Below are 16959 nucleotides of genomic sequence, written 5' to 3' on the forward strand. Positions count from 1 at the left end.
TATGATAACAAAAAAGATAGGGGCGATGAAGGTGTTTGATCCTACAGCATTTGATAATCTGAAAACGGTTCTGGAAGGAACGGTATATGACCGTGACCTTGATGAAACGGTAAAAATCAGTCACCGCAGTGACACAATTGATATCGCTACATTATGCCGTGAGTTTACAATCACTTTTTCAAGTGTCCCACATACGTATGAAGCGGATATGAAATTGTATGCAGATCTGAAAAAGCTGGCAGCAGAACTGCTTCCTGACCAGTTGGTGGATCAGAAAGCAGGCGCTCTTGTATCCATTATTTTCAGAAAAGATGGAGAGTACTGGACAGAAGCTGAAAAAGAAATATTGTCTACCCAGTGGGGAAGGGAAAGATGTTATGAGCTAAGAACGGTCACATCCACTAAAAACAGTCCTTACTGTGAAGCTGTAGTGAAATTTGACCGTACGATTACTGAAGATATGCTCAGAGACATTGAAGACATGGTTTATTTTGTGATTAAAACCATCGATTTACTGGATGAAACGGAAGATGATAATGGTGAATGACGACCGCTTGTCCTCTGTTTATCAATCTGTCAAAACCTTATATGATGATGATTATACCGGGCATGGCTGGGACCATATAGAGAGGGTTCAGAGACTCGCATTAAAAATTGCCGGAATTGAAAATGAAGGAAATGAATCTTTAATCAGGTTACTCGTGTATCTTCATGATGCAGGAGATGCCAAACTACATAATGACCAGCGGGCGGCTGATGAATTTCTGATGAATACCATCAGCCAGGCAGGGTTTAATGAATCCGAAACGCAATTACTCATAAGTGAGTGCGGAGCAATCGGATTCTCCAAGGGGAAGATACCTGAAACCGTTGAAGGAAGAATTGTTCAGGACGCTGACCGGCTTGATGCAATCGGAGCGGTAGGGATTGCGCGCGCCTTTACATATGGAGCTGTCAAAAGAAATGCGTTTTATTCAGAACACTTACCTGAAGATACGGTGATTCAGCATTTTTATGATAAACTTTTAACTCTGAGAGATCGAATGAATACAAAAACAGCGATTAAAATTGCCCATGAACGTCACCGTTTTATGGAGCAGTTTATCGGGCAATTTATCAAAGAATGGAATGGTAGGAAATGAAGCAGTGCAGATTAATCGACTTAACTAAAACATACGGAGATAAAGCCCTCTTTCATGACCTTAATTTAACCATCACTGAGGGTGAAAAGATTGGTCTGATCGGGGTTAATGGTACAGGGAAGTCGACCCTTCTGTCCCTGATTTCCGGAATTGAGCTGCCTGATTCAGGCACCATTGATCAGCCAAAGGATTTTACAGTGAGATTATTGGATCAGGAACCGGAGCTCGATGACGGATTGTCCATTTTGGAAACCGTTTTTAAAACGGATGCAAAAGTTGTTCAATTGATGAATCGGTTTGAAACGGCCTTGGCGGCTTATGAAAAAAATCCCGAATCTGCAGAAATACAGGAGAAGTTTATGGCCATTCAGCAGAAGATGGAGGAGGAAGAGGCCTGGGACGCAACCTCACAGGCCAAGACCATCCTTTCAAAGCTTGGGATCCATGATACCAATCGCCAAATCAACGAATTATCAGGTGGCCAGAAAAAAAGAGTTGCGCTCGCTCAGGTAATGCTTGAAACACCTGATCTGCTATTGCTGGATGAGCCAACCAACCATCTCGACTATCAAGCCATCGACTGGCTGGCCGGTTATTTGAAAAAATATAAAGGCGCGTTAATGGTTGTCTCCCATGACCGTTACTTCCTTGATGAAGTATCAACTGTCATGGTTGAACTCGAAAATGGAAAGGCTTATCAATATAAAGGTAATTATGAATCATTTATTGAAGCGAAAGCATTAAGAGAAGAGCAGGAACAGGCTGAACAGCAAAAACACAATAATTTATACCGTTCTGAGCTTGCCTGGATGAGAAAAGGGGCAAAAGCGAGAACGACTAAACAAAAAGCCCGGATTAAACGGTTTGAAGAGCTCGACAAAAAAACAGGTCCTGTCAATCAGGAGGATCTGACCATCAGTGCAGTCGGAAGCCGATTAGGTAAACAGGTGGTAGAATTAAAAAATGTCGCTAAAGCTTTTAATGGAAAAAGTATTCTTACAGATTTTGATTTTATGCTTCTTCCAGGTGACCGGATTGGTATTGCCGGTCCAAACGGCAGCGGGAAATCAACCCTTATGGATCTGATCAGCGGAAGGATTGAGCCTGATTCCGGATCGGTCATCATAGGGCAGACTGTAAAATTCGCCTATTTTTCTCAGGAAATCAAAGGGATGAATGAACAGCTCCGCATGATTGAGTATTTGCGAGAAGAAGCAGAAGAGGCAGTGACAAAGGAAGGGAAAGTGTCTGTCTCACAAATGCTTGAACAGTTCCTGTTTCCGCCTTCTGTTCATGGTACACCGATTTATAAATTGTCAGGTGGAGAGAAGAAACGCCTCTATTTATTGCGCCTGCTCATGCAGCAGCCGAATGTTCTTCTGTTGGATGAACCGACCAATGACCTGGATACCCAGACATTGACGGTGCTCGAAAACTTTATAGAATCTTTTGAAGGAGTCGTCATTACGGTTTCCCACGATCGTTATTTCCTCGATAAATCAGCAGAAAAGCTGATCATACTGGGTCACGATCAGGAACCTGAGATTGTTTTTGACCGATACAGTGATTATTTAGCTGCTAAGACGGACGAAAAACCGGAGCAAGCGGTAAAGGAAACAAAAAAAGAAAAACCTAAGCAGAGAGAAAAAAAACGGCTGTCTTTCCATGAAAAAAAAGAATGGGAAGAAATTGATGATAAAATCGCAGCTGCAGAGTTGAAAATAGAATCGCTTGAACAGGAGCTGAATCAAACAGGCAGCGACTTTACAAGAGCGGATGAAATCATGTCAGAACTTGAAAAAACGAATGATGAGCTTGAACACTTAATCGAGCGCTGGAGTTATTTATCTGAAATTGCTGAACAGGCCGATTAATTCATGCCTTTAAAGGACTATGTTACAATGCAGATACAATGTTTGATCGGAGGGTGAACACTTGAAAATATTATCTATCGAACCAACACCAAGCCCGAATACGATGAAGGTCATCGTCGATGAAGCGCTGCAGGGCGGGAAAAGTAACAATTACAAAAAAGAGGACGCAGCAGATGCGCCATTGAAAATTAAGTCTCTCCTTGAAATTGACGGAGTAAAAGGAATCTATCATGTTGCTGATTTCCTTGCTGTTGAACGTCATCCAAAAGCAGACTGGCAACAGATCCTTCCAGCTGTCCGTGAAGTATTTGGAGAGGAAACGGAAGCAGAAAAATCAGAACATAAGCCGGATGAACATTACGGTGAAGTGAATGTTCAGGTTTTGCAATTCAAAGGGATTCCTTTACAGGTGAAACTGCTGAATGGTGAAACTGAAAAACGTTACGGACTTCCGGATTATTTCGCCCAGGCCATGGGTGAAGCACAATTAGCAGGCGACAATGTCGTTCTCCAGAGAAAATGGAAAGATTTTGGTGTCAGATACGGAGATCTGGATAAAATTGCAGCAGAAGTAACTGAAGAAATACTTGCATCCTACCCGGCAAGCAGGGTTCAGGCAATCGTGGAAGCATCCAGAGAAGCTGGTACTGAATCGCCTAAAAGAGAACTCAGAAAAGTCAGTGCCGAAGAGCTTAAGAATGCAGACAGCTGGCAGGAACGTTACCAGCTGCTAGAGCAGATTCCTGAGCCGGATACAAGTGACCTCGACATGCTGAATGTTGCGCTGGAAGATGAAAAAGTGTCAGTTCGAAGACTGGCTGTCGTTTATCTTGGTATGATTGAGGATCCATCTGTCCTTCCATATTTATATAAAGGGCTGAATGATAAAAATGCCTCAGTCAGAAGAACGGCGGGAGACTGCTTATCAGATCTCGGTTTTCCTGAAGCAGAGGATGAAATGGCCAAAGCTCTTACGGATAAAAATAAGCTGGTCAGATGGAGAGCCGCTATGTTTTTGTATGAAGCAGGAACTGAAAAAGCACTTGACGCTTTAAAAGCTGTACAGGAAGACCCGGAATTTGAAGTGAAGCTTCAGGTATTGATGGCAATTGAACGGATCGAAGGCGGAGAAGAAGCAAAAGGATCAGTTTGGAAACAAATGACGGAAGCAAGAAAAGCAGGAATGGAGGAATCCTAATGTCAATGGCATACGAAGAATACATGAAGCAGCTAGTAAAACCGATGAGAGAAGAACTGACGCAGGCAGGGTTTCAGGAGCTTAGAACGGAAGAAGAAGTTGAATCATTTTTAGAAGAAGCAGAAGGCACGACACTTGTTGTGATCAATTCTGTCTGCGGATGTGCAGCTGGACTGGCAAGACCGGCTGTTACTCAGGCACTGATCACACATGATAAAGAGCCGGATCATCTGGTGACGGTTTTTGCCGGTCAGGACAGAGAAGCGACTGCAAAAATGCGTAACCATTTCCCCGATTATGAGCCGTCATCGCCATCTATTGTGTTATTAAAAGAAGGCAGAGTCGCTCATTTTATTCCGCGCGAAGAGATTGAGGATCACAGCGTGGAAGATATTGTTGAAAATATTAAAGGTGCAATGGATCTGCATTGCTAAAAGCGCCGATATGGCGCTTTTTTATATGAGAGAAGGTGCAAAAAGTTGATTATTACAACGTCAGGACGTCCAGACAAAATATGCTTTGAAAATGCCGAGAGAGCGCAATCAGTTTTAGGAGGATCCATTATTCTGCGGAAGAAACGCTCTGTTAAGCAGCTGATCGACATTTACAATGAACCCGTACTTGTCTCCGGAACGGACAGATTTGAATATTATTCATCAGACTCTACCACTCCATTCTTTTTCCACCCCAATTCAAGTGCTTTCAGAATCAAACGGATGCGAAAAGGAATGCCCGACCCGTTAATAGAAGCATCCGGGTTAAAAAATGGTGATACATTTTTGGATTGTACAGCAGGGCTTTGTTCAGATGCGATCACAGCAGCCTGTTTGACGCAGAACAAAGTAACAGCATTGGAAATTAATCCGATTACAGCATTTATCATCTCTGAAGGACTGAAGCAGTGGGAAACAGAAGATACGGATTTGAAAAAAGCAATGAGCAATGTAGAAATCATTAACACTCATTATGCTGACTATTTAAAAAGCTGCATGGACAACGAATTTGATATCATTTATTTTGATCCGATGTTTACAGAGGAGGTGCAATCAGAAGGAATTTCAGGATTAAGGCACCTTGCTGATGAGCATGATGAACGACTTGGGGAGGCTGTCAGAGAGGCGCAAAGAGTCGCAAGAAAATGCATTGTGCTGAAAGATCATTTCAGGTCTGAGAGATTCCATCTCTATGGATTCACTCAACTAAAAAGACCCTCCACCAAACAGCATTATGGAGTGATCAGGGTCGATCGTAATATGACATAAGGTTATCATGTCATTTGTATGATCAAATGAAGGGTAACTCAATAAATTGAGTGGTTTTGTTCTTAAGCTTTAAGAATTCTATCTATACTTAAATGTAATGATTTTCTTGAAGGTGATTCTTTTTAAGTGACGGGGACATCCGGAGACTCCTGTGGGGGAAAGGGTCAGGTGAAACCAGCTGGGCGAAGCGCAGGTAGGTTCACCGCCCGGCCACGGAAAGCGCAGGATGTCCCCGTCACGGTTCTTAATAATAAAAACAAAAAAACCGGTTCGCCCGGTTTTTTTCTTACTCTGCAAACTGAAGGTATACCATATAACCAAGTAGCATCAAAAACCCAATGCTGATTAACGTATCTTCCATTTGAATCCCTCCCGATAAACAGACATTAGATAAATAGTTGCAATTTTATGAAACCAAAAGCAAATCTGTTCGTATTCTAGTATAATAGAACATACCTTAATCATACAAGAAGGGATTTGCGGTTTATGCCAAACTGGTTAAAAAAATCATTTGTCGTATTTATCTCGATCATCACATTCGGAATGGTTTCACCACAGGATCTATTTGCTAATGAAACAGGCGATACTCATCATCAGGACCCATCTATTGCTGAGAACAATAAACAGACAGGCAGTGACCTTCCTCTCCTCGACAAGGAGACATCTGCAGAACTTTTGATCTCCCAGGCAAGAGAAATCACAACGGCTAAGCTTGGCGAACGGATCATGCCGAGAATCGAATCTGATATCCAGTCTGAAGTATTGCCGAAAATGGAAGAAATGATTACAGAATTAATTTATACATATTCGGATGATGAATACTCCGAACTGATGATTTCACCGGCAATTGGTAAAGGTGAGGGGGAACGGATTTTTCATATTATTGATGCGAAAACAAATGATGATGTACTATGTTTTCACGTAAGAAAAGACCGCCCGCCGCTTGAAGGTTACACATTTAACTTCCATTACCATACAGCAGAAGACGGCTTTGAAACGCATCATGAAATTGCTGACGTATACTGGGGTAAAGACACCCCTGCAAAATTCGGTTCCACAAGTTCGAATTTACATTAAACCACTGAATTTTCAGTGGTTTTTTCATTGTATGCTTATAGTAAACCGTGCCAGGGACATCCTTCGCTTTCCGCGGCCGCGCGGTGAGCCAGCTGTGCTACGCACATCTGTCTCACCTGTCGCTTCTCTGCCGCAGGAGTCTACGGATGTCCCTGGCACTAATGGTAATTGAATCAGAAAAATCTGTATCCTGAAGCAAAAAAAATGATTACAGATCTAAGCAAGTTTGTGTTTTGAAAATTAATCATCCTGCATTGTGAGATGTAGTTTGGAGTCGGTTAGATGATTCTGTTAAGATAAACTCGTACATATTATTCGAAACGAAAGGAAGTAGGTTCATGAAGGTTTATCACGATTTATTATCACATGTTCTGAATAACGGTGTCACGAAAGAAGACCGGACGGGCACCGGTACAATCAGTTCCTTTGGACACCAGATGAGATTCAATCTTCATGAAGGTTTTCCTTTAATGACGACAAAACGTGTGCCGTTTAAATTGATCGTCAGTGAGCTGATCTGGTTTATCAGGGGAGACACAAACATCCGCTATCTGCTTGAGCATAATAATCACATCTGGGATGAATGGGCATTTAAGAAATGGGTAGAATCTGCTGATTATAAGGGTCCGGATATGACGGATTTCGGACTTAGAAGTCAGCAGGATCAGGAATTTAACCTGCTTTATGAAAAGGAAATGAACGATTTCAGGGAGCGCATTTTAACTGATGATGAATTCGCCGGAAAGTATGGCTCCCTCGGTTCTGTTTATGGTGAGCAGTGGCGGAATTGGAAAACAACAAGAGGGGAAACGATTGATCAGCTGAAGGATGTTATTCATTCGATCAGGCATAATCCCGACTCAAGAAGACACATCGTCAGTGCCTGGAATCCTGAGGACATACCCGTTATGGCGCTGCCGCCGTGTCATACGCTTTTTCAGTTTTATGTTGCTGACGGTAAACTTTCCTGTCAATTGTATCAGCGCAGTGGTGATTTGTTCCTCGGCATTCCATTTAATATTGCCAGCTATGCACTCCTGACTCACCTGATTGCAAGAGAATGTGGTCTTGAACCGGGCGAATTTGTTCATACGATCGGAGATGCACATATTTATTCCAACCATATTGATCAGGTGAAGCTGCAGCTGTCCAGAGATTTCAGGGAGCTTCCGTCCATCAGCATTCAATCTGACAAGTCATTATTTGAACTTGATGTTCAGGATATTGTTCTTGAAAATTATGATCCGCACCCTGCTATTAAAGCACCGGTAGCCGTTTAGGAGGAAAAGTATGATTTCTATGATTGCTGCACACGGGTTAAATAGAGTGATTGGAAAAGATGGAGAAATGCCATGGCATCTTCCGGAGGACCTGAAGTATTTTAAAAATACGACAACAGGCAAAACACTATTAATGGGTCGGAAGACGTTTGAAGCTATGAATGGTCCATTAAAAAACCGCAGGAATGTTGTTTTAACTTCTAATAAGAAATGGTCGCATGAAGGTGCAGAGGTCGTGTACAGCCTTGAAGACGGTCTTGCAAAGCTGAGTGAAGAGGATGAAGGTTTTGTGATCGGAGGCGGGGAGATTTATAAAGCTGCACTCGAATATGCTGACCGTTTATACATCACGCTGATCCATGAAACATTTGAAGGCGATGCCCATTTTCCTGAGTATGACCTAAAAAAATGGAAAGAAGTTTCAAGAGAAAAAGGGTTGAAAAATGAAAAAAACCCTTATGATTATGAATTCATTATTTACGACCGAAAATAAGTGATTAAAAATTTGTTTTGGATACACTTTTTATCAGGTTGTTGAATGTCTAACCCGTGTCAGGTCATTCTGTCGCTTTCCACGGCCGTGCGGTGAGCCAGCTGTAAGGAGCACAGCTGGCTCACCTGTCGCTTCACTGTCGTAGGAGTCTGCAGAATGACCTGGCACTTAAATTATACATTTTTCCAAAGAACCAGTACCGGTCCTACTATAGGAATCCATGAAAGTCGTTTTGACTTTGCATCAGGATAATATCTGTTCACTGCAAAAACAGATAACCACCATAACACAAACCAGTCTACTGTCATGACGGAGACAAGCTGTGATTGCCGGAAAGCCTCAGCGTAAGCAGCGATTGAAAAACCTTGAAATAGCGTCAAAATGTTTCCTGTAAAAATAATGATCAGGATCAAAAGCCAGATTTTTGATTGAAGGAAGGATACAAGCCATCCTGGTGTTCTTAAGGAACGTACTGCAGGCTTATCTCCAAAAGCAAAATAGGGTAACAGTGCAAATGCTCCACCGGCAAAAGAAGCCAGTGAGAAAGGCCACGCAGGCCACTTCTGCCGGTCATTTCTCAAAAGGATGGTGAAGAAAACCATTGGGAAAATACCGAGTGAGTTAAATACAGCCAGCACCAGAGGATCGATCATTGCCCATTCACCTTCAAAAACAAGCTCCAAAACGGGATCCGGGTTACTTGAACCAGGTGCTAAAAAGATTGAGTAAGCGAGCAATACAAGCCAGATGATAAAAAATATCATACCATTCCACCTTTCATTCCAGGAATCTTTACTTGTCACTATCATAATGGAATGACAGAACGTAAAGCGAATGTGAAGTGTGCAAAATAAAAAAACCGTGTACTCACTAAGGTGAATAAACGGCTTTGGATTTCAAATGAAATATCTCATAAAGTTATTCTCTTTTGCGGCCTAAATGAGTGACCGCTTCATAATTATTAAGCATAAAAGTAAACGCAAAAGTACATAAACGCACTGCCTGCGATTACAAATAAATGCCAGATCGCGTGGTTATAAGGAAGCTTTCTCCAGACATAAAAGATAGCACCTACTGAATAAAAAATTCCCCCGGTAAGTAGCAGAGCAAAACCTGAGGCTGTTAATTCCTTATATAAAGGTACAACCGCAATAATGATCAGCCAGCCCATTAGAACATAAAACAATGTTGCTATAATTTGATAACGGTCAACAAAAAAACATTTAAACACGATGCCTGCAACAGCAAGTCCCCAGACAAGACCGAAAATGGTCCAGCCTAGCGGGTCGCGGATCGTGACGAGAACGAATGGCGTATAAGTTCCGGCGATCAAAAGGTAAATCGCTGAGTGGTCCATAATCGCAAAAAGCTTTTTTAATTGCATCTTTCTTACACTGTGAAGCAGGGTTGAACATAGGTAGAGAATCATCATTGTTGTACCGAAAATAGTAAAACTGACAACATGCCAGGCTGTTCCGCGTTCAACTGCAGCCAGGATCAGCATGACGAGTGCGGGAATACTCAGTAAAAAACCAATGCCGTGCGTAAGTGCATTCCAAAATTCCTCGCGGGTATCTTTATAATCAAATGTATCCATTCATTCACCTCAAAATCCTTCATTTAATGTACATTTTACTGGTAAATATTATATTGAGCAAACATTAATTTTAAGAAAAGTCAGATTCAATAACTGATATCGCTTTCATACCAAGGTATCAAGCCTTTATATGACACTTGTCATTAATTTTAATTTCCCCGGGTTTTCAATGGGCATCGCCTACTATCATTAGTATAATGAGAGCAAGATAAATAAGGATGATAAGGGGTTTTCTAAATGATTAAGATCGTAACTGATTCAACGGCAGATTTATCTGTACAGGAAATTGAGCAGTATGGAATCACGGTTGTACCATTAACGCTGACAATTGACGGCGAATCATACCTTGACCGTATTGACCTTTCTCCTTCGGAATTTATGAAGAAGATGGCAGCAGCAAAAGATCTTCCAAAAAGTTCTCAACCTTCTGCAGGAGCCTTTAAGGAAGTATATGATGAATTGAGCGCAGATGGTTCCGACATTATTTCCATTCATATGACAGGGAAAATGAGTGGGACTGTCCGGTCAGCTGAAAGTGCATCCGAGCTGACTGATGCTGATGTAACCGTAATTGATTCAGGTTTTATTTCAAGAGCACTTGCTTATCAGGTTATTGAAGCAGCTAAAATGGCTCAAAATGGGGTTGGAAAAGATGAAATCCTGAAACGTGTCCAGCATGTAAAGGATCATTCTCACCTGTTTGTCGTAGTGGATACACTTGAAAATCTCGTAAAGGGCGGGAGAATCGGTAAGGGCCGTGCCATGATTGGTTCCCTGCTAAATATTAAACCGATTGCTTCTTTAGCAGGAGGAGAATATACACCTGTATCTAAAGCAAGAAGCCATAATCAGGTTGTGAAGTATTTATCGGGTCAATTTGAAAATGATACAACGGATAAATCAATCAAAGCAGTAGACATCGTTCACGCAGATGGACTGAAGCTTGCCAAAATGCTTGATGAGAAGCTTCCGGCAACCGTGCGGATCGACGAAACCACTCCTGTTATCTCCACTCACACAGGTGCGGGTGCAATCGGTTTTATGTACTACGCTGAATAATGATAAAGCACCGGCCCGTTATTCTCATTTTGAGAACGGTCAGCCGGTGTTTTTTGATATGAGTTGAAATATTCGCTGAGCCTGATAATGTTTTATTATGTAATTGCGGTGATATACTAACAATAGCAGTTGAAAGAAGGTGGAAATATGAAGCGTTTATCAGCCGTTTCAGGAATATGTGTTGTGATGCTTTTAGCTGCATGTTCCCACCCGGAAAGTATTCAGACAGACCGGGAAACCGTTGTTTTTGAAAAGCAGTTCCCGGACGAAAATTTTTACCCGGATCCGTTATCGCTCGTATCATTGGGTGATTCCCTCACTCAGGGAGTCGGAGACAGTTCAGGTGCAGGAGGATATGTTCCATTATTGGAACAAAAACTTCAGGAGCGAAGTGAAATAGGCGAGGTATCAATAGACAATTTCGGAAAAAGAGGTAACCGCTCTGATCAGCTCTTAAAGAGGGTAAAGGGGGAACAGGAGATACGCTCATCGATTTCTGAATCAGATATCGCGGTAATTACAATTGGCGGAAACGATGTAATGAAAGTGATCCGCTCGACCTTTCCTTCCATGACGTATGAGGATTTTGAAGGAGCAAGATTAATATATGAAGAAAATTTAACACAGCTGTTCAGTGAAATAAGGGAACTGAATCCGGATATCTCAATCGTTTTAATGGGCATTTATAATCCTTTTTATATTTTTTCTGCCGATATTGAAGAAATGAGGCTGATTGTGGAAGCGTGGAATCAGTCAGCTGAAACGATTGCGTCTGACTGGGAAAACACATCCTATGTCGAGGTCGCTGATTTATTCAGGCAGAATGATAATAATCTTTTACATTCAGATTATTTCCATCCGAACGATCAGGGATATTCACTGATCGCTGAGCGAATAGAAGCAGGAGTACTGAATGTGTATGAGAACGGCGCGGACGAAGGAGTTGAGACGAGTGAAGAATAAATGGAAATGGTTATTTATCGGGTTGCTGATGCTTTGTATCCTGACAGTGGGCTCCATTTTGTTTCTCCTGTACAGACCGGTAGCCGACGAACCTGTGCTGGCAAATGAAACGGTACCTCCGGAATCACAGGCTGAATTTCAGGTGACAACCACCAAGGAGGACCTGACGATTGTTGCAAACCGGTTTATTGAAGAAGAACTTGGCGGCGCGATTGATTATTCAGTCGTTTTTGAAGATAACGTTACGTTAAATGGGGCCATACCCATCTTTAATACGAATATTGATTTCCGTATGACCTTTGAAGCAAATGCACTGGAAAATGGAAATCTTCTTTTAACGCAGGAAAGCCTGTCATTAGGTGCAATTGATCTGCCGGTAGCGAATGTGCTGAAATTCATTCAGGATTCCTATGAGTTTCCTGAGTGGGTCGTGATGCAGCCGAATGAACAACAGATCATCGTGCAGGTGACAGAAATCGATGTAGCGCAGGGGCTGAATGTTAAAACAAACCGTTTTGACCTTGAAGAGAACGATATTTCTTTCTCCATTTATGTACCCAGATAATGAAGGAGTGATGAACAATGTCACGAGTTGAAAAAGCAACATTTGCAGGAGGATGCTTCTGGTGTATGGTAAAGCCTTTTGATGAGCAGCCCGGTATTCTGAGTATCGTCTCAGGTTATACAGGCGGACATACAGAAAACCCGACCTACAAGGAAGTATGCAGTGAGACTACCGGTCACAGGGAAGCGGTGCAAATTGAATTTGATCCAGATATTTATCCCTATGAAAAACTTGTTGAGCTGTTTTGGACTCAAATTGATCCAACAGACGCGGGCGGACAGTTTTTTGACCGTGGAGAATCGTATAAAACAGCCATTTATTATCACAATGAAGAACAGAAAAAAACGGCACTGGAATCAAGGAAAAAGCTTGAGGAGAGCAATAAGTTTAGAGCGCCGATTGTAACGGATATTTTTCAGGCATCGACATTTTATCCTGCTGAACAGGAACATCAGGATTATTATAAGAAACATCCGGTCCGTTACAATGCTTACTTCAGAGGGTCTGGAAGAAAAAGATGGATTGAGCAGTATTCCAACAAGGAGTGAATGATATGGAACGTTTTGATAAAACGAAGCTGACACCAATGCAGCGTGAAGTGACGCAGAATAATGGAACTGAACCACCATTTCGAAATGAATACTGGGATGAATTCTCGGACGGAATATACGTTGATATCGTTTCAGGGAAACCGCTATTCAGTTCCACTGATAAGTATGATGCAGGATGCGGTTGGCCAAGCTTTACAAAGCCGATTGATGAAGAAGAAATCATTGAAAAGACGGACCGCAGTCATTTTATGGTCCGTACAGAAGTCAGGTCACAGGAGGCAGATTCACACCTCGGCCACGTTTTCAATGATGGCCCTGGACCGACCGGATTAAGATACTGTATTAATTCGGCAGCAATGAGATTCATTCCATATGAGAAACTTGATGAAGAGGGATACGCGAGATATAAAGTATTATTTGATAGATAATCCTTGTGAATGAATGAACAATTTGATAAACTTCGATTTGCTGATGTTTATTCAGGATAAGATTAGTCTATACAGTAATCAGGAGCGTGATATCATGTTGAAAAAATTATTTGGAAAAAAAGAAGAAGCACCAAAGAATATTACAGTACATTCACCACTTACAGGGAAGCTTTTGACACTTGACGAAGTACCGGATCCTGTGTTCTCCCAAAAGATGATGGGAGACGGAATCGCAGTTGAACCTTCTGATGGAAAAGTTGTATCTCCGATTGATGGTGAAGTCGTTCAGGTTTTCCCAACAAAACACGCGATCGGATTAAAAGCAAAAAATGGGGCTGAAATACTTGTTCACATCGGTCTGGAAACGGTATCGATGAATGGTGAAGGTTTTGAAGCTCACGTATCAGAAGGATCAAAAGTCAGTGTGGGAGATCCTCTTGTAACATTCGATCTCGCGCTGGTAAAAGAAAAAGCGAAAAGCATTATTACACCGGTAATCGTAACGAACGGTGACGATTTGGAAAGCATTGAGAAAAAAGCGGCTGATCAGGTAACAGCAGGTACAGATGCAGTGATGGAAATCACAGCAAAATAATCAGATCACAGAGCTGTTTCAGGAGAGATTTTTCCTGAAACAGCTTTTTTTACCATCCGAAAAAGGGGGAGATCATTAATGAGTAAGTCCTTTTACCACTTTGTCATGAAATACAGGGAACCAAAGCCAAGGAACAATAAAGAGCTGCTGGCAAACAGAATATACGATGATCTGGATTTTCCGAAAAATCTTAAAAGCTATAACGATGTGAGTCAATATATAGAAACGACGGACCTTTATTCATCACTTGCATCCACCTTTGATGAAGTTTGGGAAGAGTATACAACCAACAATAAGAATTAGTAGTATTAAACTTAGTAGCAACTCCGAATGAGTTTATAATTAAAGTTGAAATATGAAATAAAAAAAGCTACAATAATAAGGCTTAAACGATAAAGGAGGAATTACTTTGAGTATACATATTGGTGCTAAAAAAGGAGATATCGCTGAAACGGTTCTGCTTCCAGGAGATCCGTTGCGTGCAAAGTATATTGCTGAAACTTTTCTAGAGGATGTAACATGCTACAATGAAGTTCGTAACATGTTTGGATACACTGGAACATATAAAGGAAAGAAAATTTCCGTTCAGGGAACAGGAATGGGTGTACCATCTATTTCTATTTATGCGACTGAGCTTATGCAGGAATATGGAGTTAAAAACCTTATTCGTGTAGGAACATGCGGAGCAATCCAGAAGGACGTAAAAGTACGTGACGTTATTCTTGCCATGACGGCTTCCACAGATAACAACATGAATCAGCGTACATTCAAAGGGGTGGATTTTGCTCCAACAGCAAACTTTAACCTCCTTAAGAATGCCTATGAGGCTGGTGTTGAAAAAGGCTTGAAGCTTCAGGTTGGTAACGTGTTTACTGCCGACATTTTTTATGATGATAATGCAGAGCATGAGCTATGGGCTCAACACGGAATTTTAGCTGTTGAAATGGAAACGTCAGCACTTTATACACTGGCAGCTAAGTACGGCCGAAACGCCCTTTCTGTTCTTACTGTAAGTGATCACATTCTTACTGGGGAAGCTACTTCATCAGAAGAACGTCAGGTTACATTCAATGACATGATCGTTGTTGCGCTTGATGCAGCAATTGCAGAGTAATTAACTGGAAGGACTGGCTTACTTTAAAGTCAGTCCTTTTATAATGGAGTCATGAAAGTGACAAAGATTAAAGTGTGCTAAAAGAGTCATACGATCTCTCTGTTTTGTCTTTCATCCTGAGGTTAAAGCTGTTAAGATGTAATAGATTATCTTCATTTAGGAGACAGGATAGTGCCCGAAAAGGAAAGTGGTGAAAAGATGGATAAGGATCCAAATGTTCAGGACAACAATGGACCTGAGCAGGAAGTCGAGGAGACAAAAGAAACGGTCTCCAGGTTTGTTACGATTAAGAAATTTCATTTGGTGATGATTCTGTTTTTTACCGTCATCTTAACCGCCGGCGTTTCCATTTTCGCTCTTTCATTTGGTGAGGAAAAAGCGGTTACGGTTGGGGTTCCTGAAAGAACAGAATTCAACAAGCTGTATAGTGTTTATGACAAAATTCAGGAAGATTATATTCTTGAAATCGATAATGAAGAATTAATCAATGGAGCCGTTAATGGCATGATTGATGCGCTTGGCGATCCATATTCTGATTACATGAATGAGGAAGAGGCTGCTCAATTTAATGAGAATATTACCTCAAGTTTTCAGGGAATCGGGGCAGAAATACAATCGATTAATGGTTTGATTACCGTTGTATCACCTATAAAAGGATCCCCTGCAGAAAAAGCCGGCATATTGCCTAATGATCAGATTCTGAGTGTAGATGGTGAAAGTATCAGGGGAATGAGCGCAACAGATGCTGTCATGCTTATCCGTGGTGAAAAAGGTACAGAGGTCACGCTTACCATTCAGCGTCAGGGATCTGATGAACCAATCGAAGTGACGATTACCCGTGATGATATTCCACTTGATACAGTTTATTATGAGATGGATGATAATAAGATAGCCACGGTACAATTAACGAGCTTTTCCGAGACTACTTTTGATGAGCTGACAGAAGCGCTTGCTGACCTGGAATCACAGGGTATGGAAGGTCTTGTACTGGATTTGCGTCAAAATCCGGGTGGGCTGCTTCCACAGGCGATCTCAATTGCCAATCTCTTTGTTCCTGAAGGTGAAACCATCGTTCAGATTGAAGAGAAAAATGGTGAGAAACAGGTTATTTCAGCTCAGGAAGGTGACAAGGTCAATGTCCCAACGGCCGTTCTGATCGATGAAGGAAGCGCCAGTGCTTCGGAAATCGTAGCTGCAGCAGTAAATGAAACGGCAGATATTCCGTTGTTCGGTAAAACGACTTTCGGTAAAGGAACGGTTCAGACTGCTGAAGATTTCAGTGATTCCTCAAATATTAAGATTACAACAGCGCGCTGGCTGACACCTGAAGATAATTGGGTACACGAAGAAGGAATCAGTCCAACGACTGAGGTGGATCTTCCAGCGTATGCGACATTGCCATTCCTAAATATTGATGTTGAGCTGAAAGAGTCGATGGTTTCAGACGAAATCCAGACACTTGAACAGATGCTTGCAGCCCTTGGCTATGAGACAGGGGAAGCAGATGGTTTATTTGATGAAAACACTGTCTCTGCAGTTGAATCTTTTCAGTCTGAAAATGAGCTCGAAGCAACAGGCACTGTGACACCTGAAACGGCATCAGCTATTATGCTGAGCCTGAGAGAACAATTGCAAAATGATGATCCACAGCAAAATGCAGCTGTTGAGTATTTAATTCAGGAAGCTGGTAATGCTCCAGCGGAAGAAGAGAATTCAGAAGAGGATTCAGCAGCTTGATTTGCTGAGAAAAGGTCTGGTTGA

At 41.8% G+C, this 16959-nt stretch carries 20 protein-coding genes; 18 read left to right on the forward strand and 2 right to left on the reverse strand.

Going from position 1 to position 16959, the window contains the following annotated elements:
* Positions 1-31 precede the first annotated feature (31 nt).
* From H7968_RS06125 to H7968_RS06165, 9 genes are all read left to right on the forward strand, one after another.
* On the forward strand, positions 32-547 hold the full coding sequence (locus tag H7968_RS06125) for a hypothetical protein (RefSeq protein WP_227395327.1): 516 nt from the start codon (positions 32-34) through the stop codon (positions 545-547).
* A complete protein-coding gene (locus tag H7968_RS06130) occupies positions 531-1142 on the forward strand; it encodes an HD domain-containing protein (RefSeq protein ID WP_227395328.1) in 612 nt (203 codons plus the stop codon). Before H7968_RS06125 ends, H7968_RS06130 begins: the two co-directional genes overlap by 17 nt.
* Entirely contained in the window at positions 1139-3016 is a 1878-nt protein-coding gene (locus tag H7968_RS06135) for an ABC-F family ATP-binding cassette domain-containing protein (RefSeq protein WP_227395329.1), read from the forward strand. Before H7968_RS06130 ends, H7968_RS06135 begins: the two co-directional genes overlap by 4 nt.
* Before the next feature lie 61 nt (positions 3017-3077).
* On the forward strand, positions 3078-4214 hold the full coding sequence (locus H7968_RS06140; protein WP_227395330.1) for a conserved virulence factor C family protein: 1137 nt from the start codon (positions 3078-3080) through the stop codon (positions 4212-4214).
* Positions 4214-4648 carry a BrxA/BrxB family bacilliredoxin gene (locus H7968_RS06145; protein WP_227395331.1) on the forward strand — a complete coding sequence of 145 codons (435 nt, stop codon included), beginning with the start codon at positions 4214-4216 and terminating at the stop codon, positions 4646-4648. Before H7968_RS06140 ends, H7968_RS06145 begins: the two co-directional genes overlap by 1 nt.
* Positions 4649-4693: 45 nt before the next feature.
* Positions 4694-5476 carry a class I SAM-dependent methyltransferase gene (locus H7968_RS06150; RefSeq protein ID WP_227395332.1) on the forward strand — a complete coding sequence of 261 codons (783 nt, stop codon included), beginning with the start codon at positions 4694-4696 and terminating at the stop codon, positions 5474-5476.
* 486 nt (positions 5477-5962) lie between these two features.
* Complete coding sequence (locus tag H7968_RS06155; RefSeq protein ID WP_227395333.1) at positions 5963-6553, forward strand: YpjP family protein; 591 nt, start codon at positions 5963-5965, stop codon at positions 6551-6553.
* Positions 6554-6891: 338 nt separating this feature from the next.
* Positions 6892-7833 carry a thymidylate synthase gene (locus H7968_RS06160; RefSeq protein WP_227395334.1) on the forward strand — a complete coding sequence of 314 codons (942 nt, stop codon included), beginning with the start codon at positions 6892-6894 and terminating at the stop codon, positions 7831-7833.
* 10 nt (positions 7834-7843) lie between these two features.
* Positions 7844-8326: a dihydrofolate reductase gene (locus H7968_RS06165; protein ID WP_227395335.1), complete on the forward strand. Its 483-nt coding sequence runs from the start codon at positions 7844-7846 to the stop codon at positions 8324-8326.
* A 173-nt stretch (positions 8327-8499) separates the two neighbouring features.
* Here H7968_RS06165 and H7968_RS06170 read toward each other — a convergent pair whose 3' ends face one another.
* Together H7968_RS06170 and trhA are read right to left on the reverse strand one after the other, a co-directional pair.
* The gene (locus H7968_RS06170) at positions 8500-9090 is read right to left on the reverse strand and encodes a hypothetical protein (RefSeq protein WP_227395336.1); all 591 of its coding nucleotides are present in this window, start codon (positions 9088-9090) and stop codon (positions 8500-8502) included.
* 197 nt (positions 9091-9287) lie between these two features.
* Complete coding sequence (gene trhA / locus H7968_RS06175) at positions 9288-9923, reverse strand: PAQR family membrane homeostasis protein TrhA (protein ID WP_227395337.1); 636 nt, start codon at positions 9921-9923, stop codon at positions 9288-9290.
* A 237-nt stretch (positions 9924-10160) separates the two neighbouring features.
* Here trhA and H7968_RS06180 point away from each other — a divergent pair, with 237 nt between their 5' ends.
* The 9 genes from H7968_RS06180 to H7968_RS06220 all read left to right on the forward strand — a co-directional run bounded on the left by H7968_RS06180 (position 10161) and on the right by H7968_RS06220 (position 16935).
* Positions 10161-10982 carry a DegV family protein gene (locus tag H7968_RS06180; RefSeq protein WP_227395338.1) on the forward strand — a complete coding sequence of 274 codons (822 nt, stop codon included), beginning with the start codon at positions 10161-10163 and terminating at the stop codon, positions 10980-10982.
* A gap of 147 nt (positions 10983-11129) precedes the next feature.
* On the forward strand, positions 11130-11945 hold the full coding sequence (locus H7968_RS06185; RefSeq protein WP_227395339.1) for an SGNH/GDSL hydrolase family protein: 816 nt from the start codon (positions 11130-11132) through the stop codon (positions 11943-11945).
* Positions 11935-12510, forward strand: a complete 576-nt coding sequence (locus tag H7968_RS06190; RefSeq protein ID WP_227395340.1) for a YpmS family protein — start codon at positions 11935-11937, stop codon at positions 12508-12510. The genes H7968_RS06185 and H7968_RS06190 overlap by 11 nt, the downstream gene beginning before the upstream one ends.
* 17 nt (positions 12511-12527) lie before the next feature.
* Positions 12528-13058 carry a peptide-methionine (S)-S-oxide reductase MsrA gene (msrA, locus tag H7968_RS06195; RefSeq protein ID WP_227395341.1) on the forward strand — a complete coding sequence of 177 codons (531 nt, stop codon included), beginning with the start codon at positions 12528-12530 and terminating at the stop codon, positions 13056-13058.
* 5 nt (positions 13059-13063) lie between these two features.
* Positions 13064-13489: a peptide-methionine (R)-S-oxide reductase MsrB gene (gene msrB / locus H7968_RS06200; RefSeq protein WP_227395342.1), complete on the forward strand. Its 426-nt coding sequence runs from the start codon at positions 13064-13066 to the stop codon at positions 13487-13489.
* Between the two features lie 94 nt (positions 13490-13583).
* Complete coding sequence (locus H7968_RS06205) at positions 13584-14084, forward strand: PTS sugar transporter subunit IIA (protein ID WP_227395343.1); 501 nt, start codon at positions 13584-13586, stop codon at positions 14082-14084.
* Positions 14085-14162: 78 nt separating this feature from the next.
* The gene (locus tag H7968_RS06210; RefSeq protein WP_227395344.1) at positions 14163-14387 is read left to right on the forward strand and encodes a YozE family protein; all 225 of its coding nucleotides are present in this window, start codon (positions 14163-14165) and stop codon (positions 14385-14387) included.
* 106 nt (positions 14388-14493) lie between these two features.
* Positions 14494-15198 carry a purine-nucleoside phosphorylase gene (gene deoD / locus H7968_RS06215; protein ID WP_134371414.1) on the forward strand — a complete coding sequence of 235 codons (705 nt, stop codon included), beginning with the start codon at positions 14494-14496 and terminating at the stop codon, positions 15196-15198.
* 171 nt (positions 15199-15369) lie between these two features.
* On the forward strand, positions 15370-16935 hold the full coding sequence (locus H7968_RS06220) for a lmo1851 family serine protease (protein ID WP_319799478.1): 1566 nt from the start codon (positions 15370-15372) through the stop codon (positions 16933-16935).
* The last annotated feature ends 24 nt before the right edge of the window (positions 16936-16959 follow it).

The organism is Jeotgalibacillus aurantiacus (assembly GCF_020595125.1).
Lineage (GTDB): Bacteria > Bacillota > Bacilli > Bacillales > Jeotgalibacillaceae > Jeotgalibacillus > Jeotgalibacillus aurantiacus.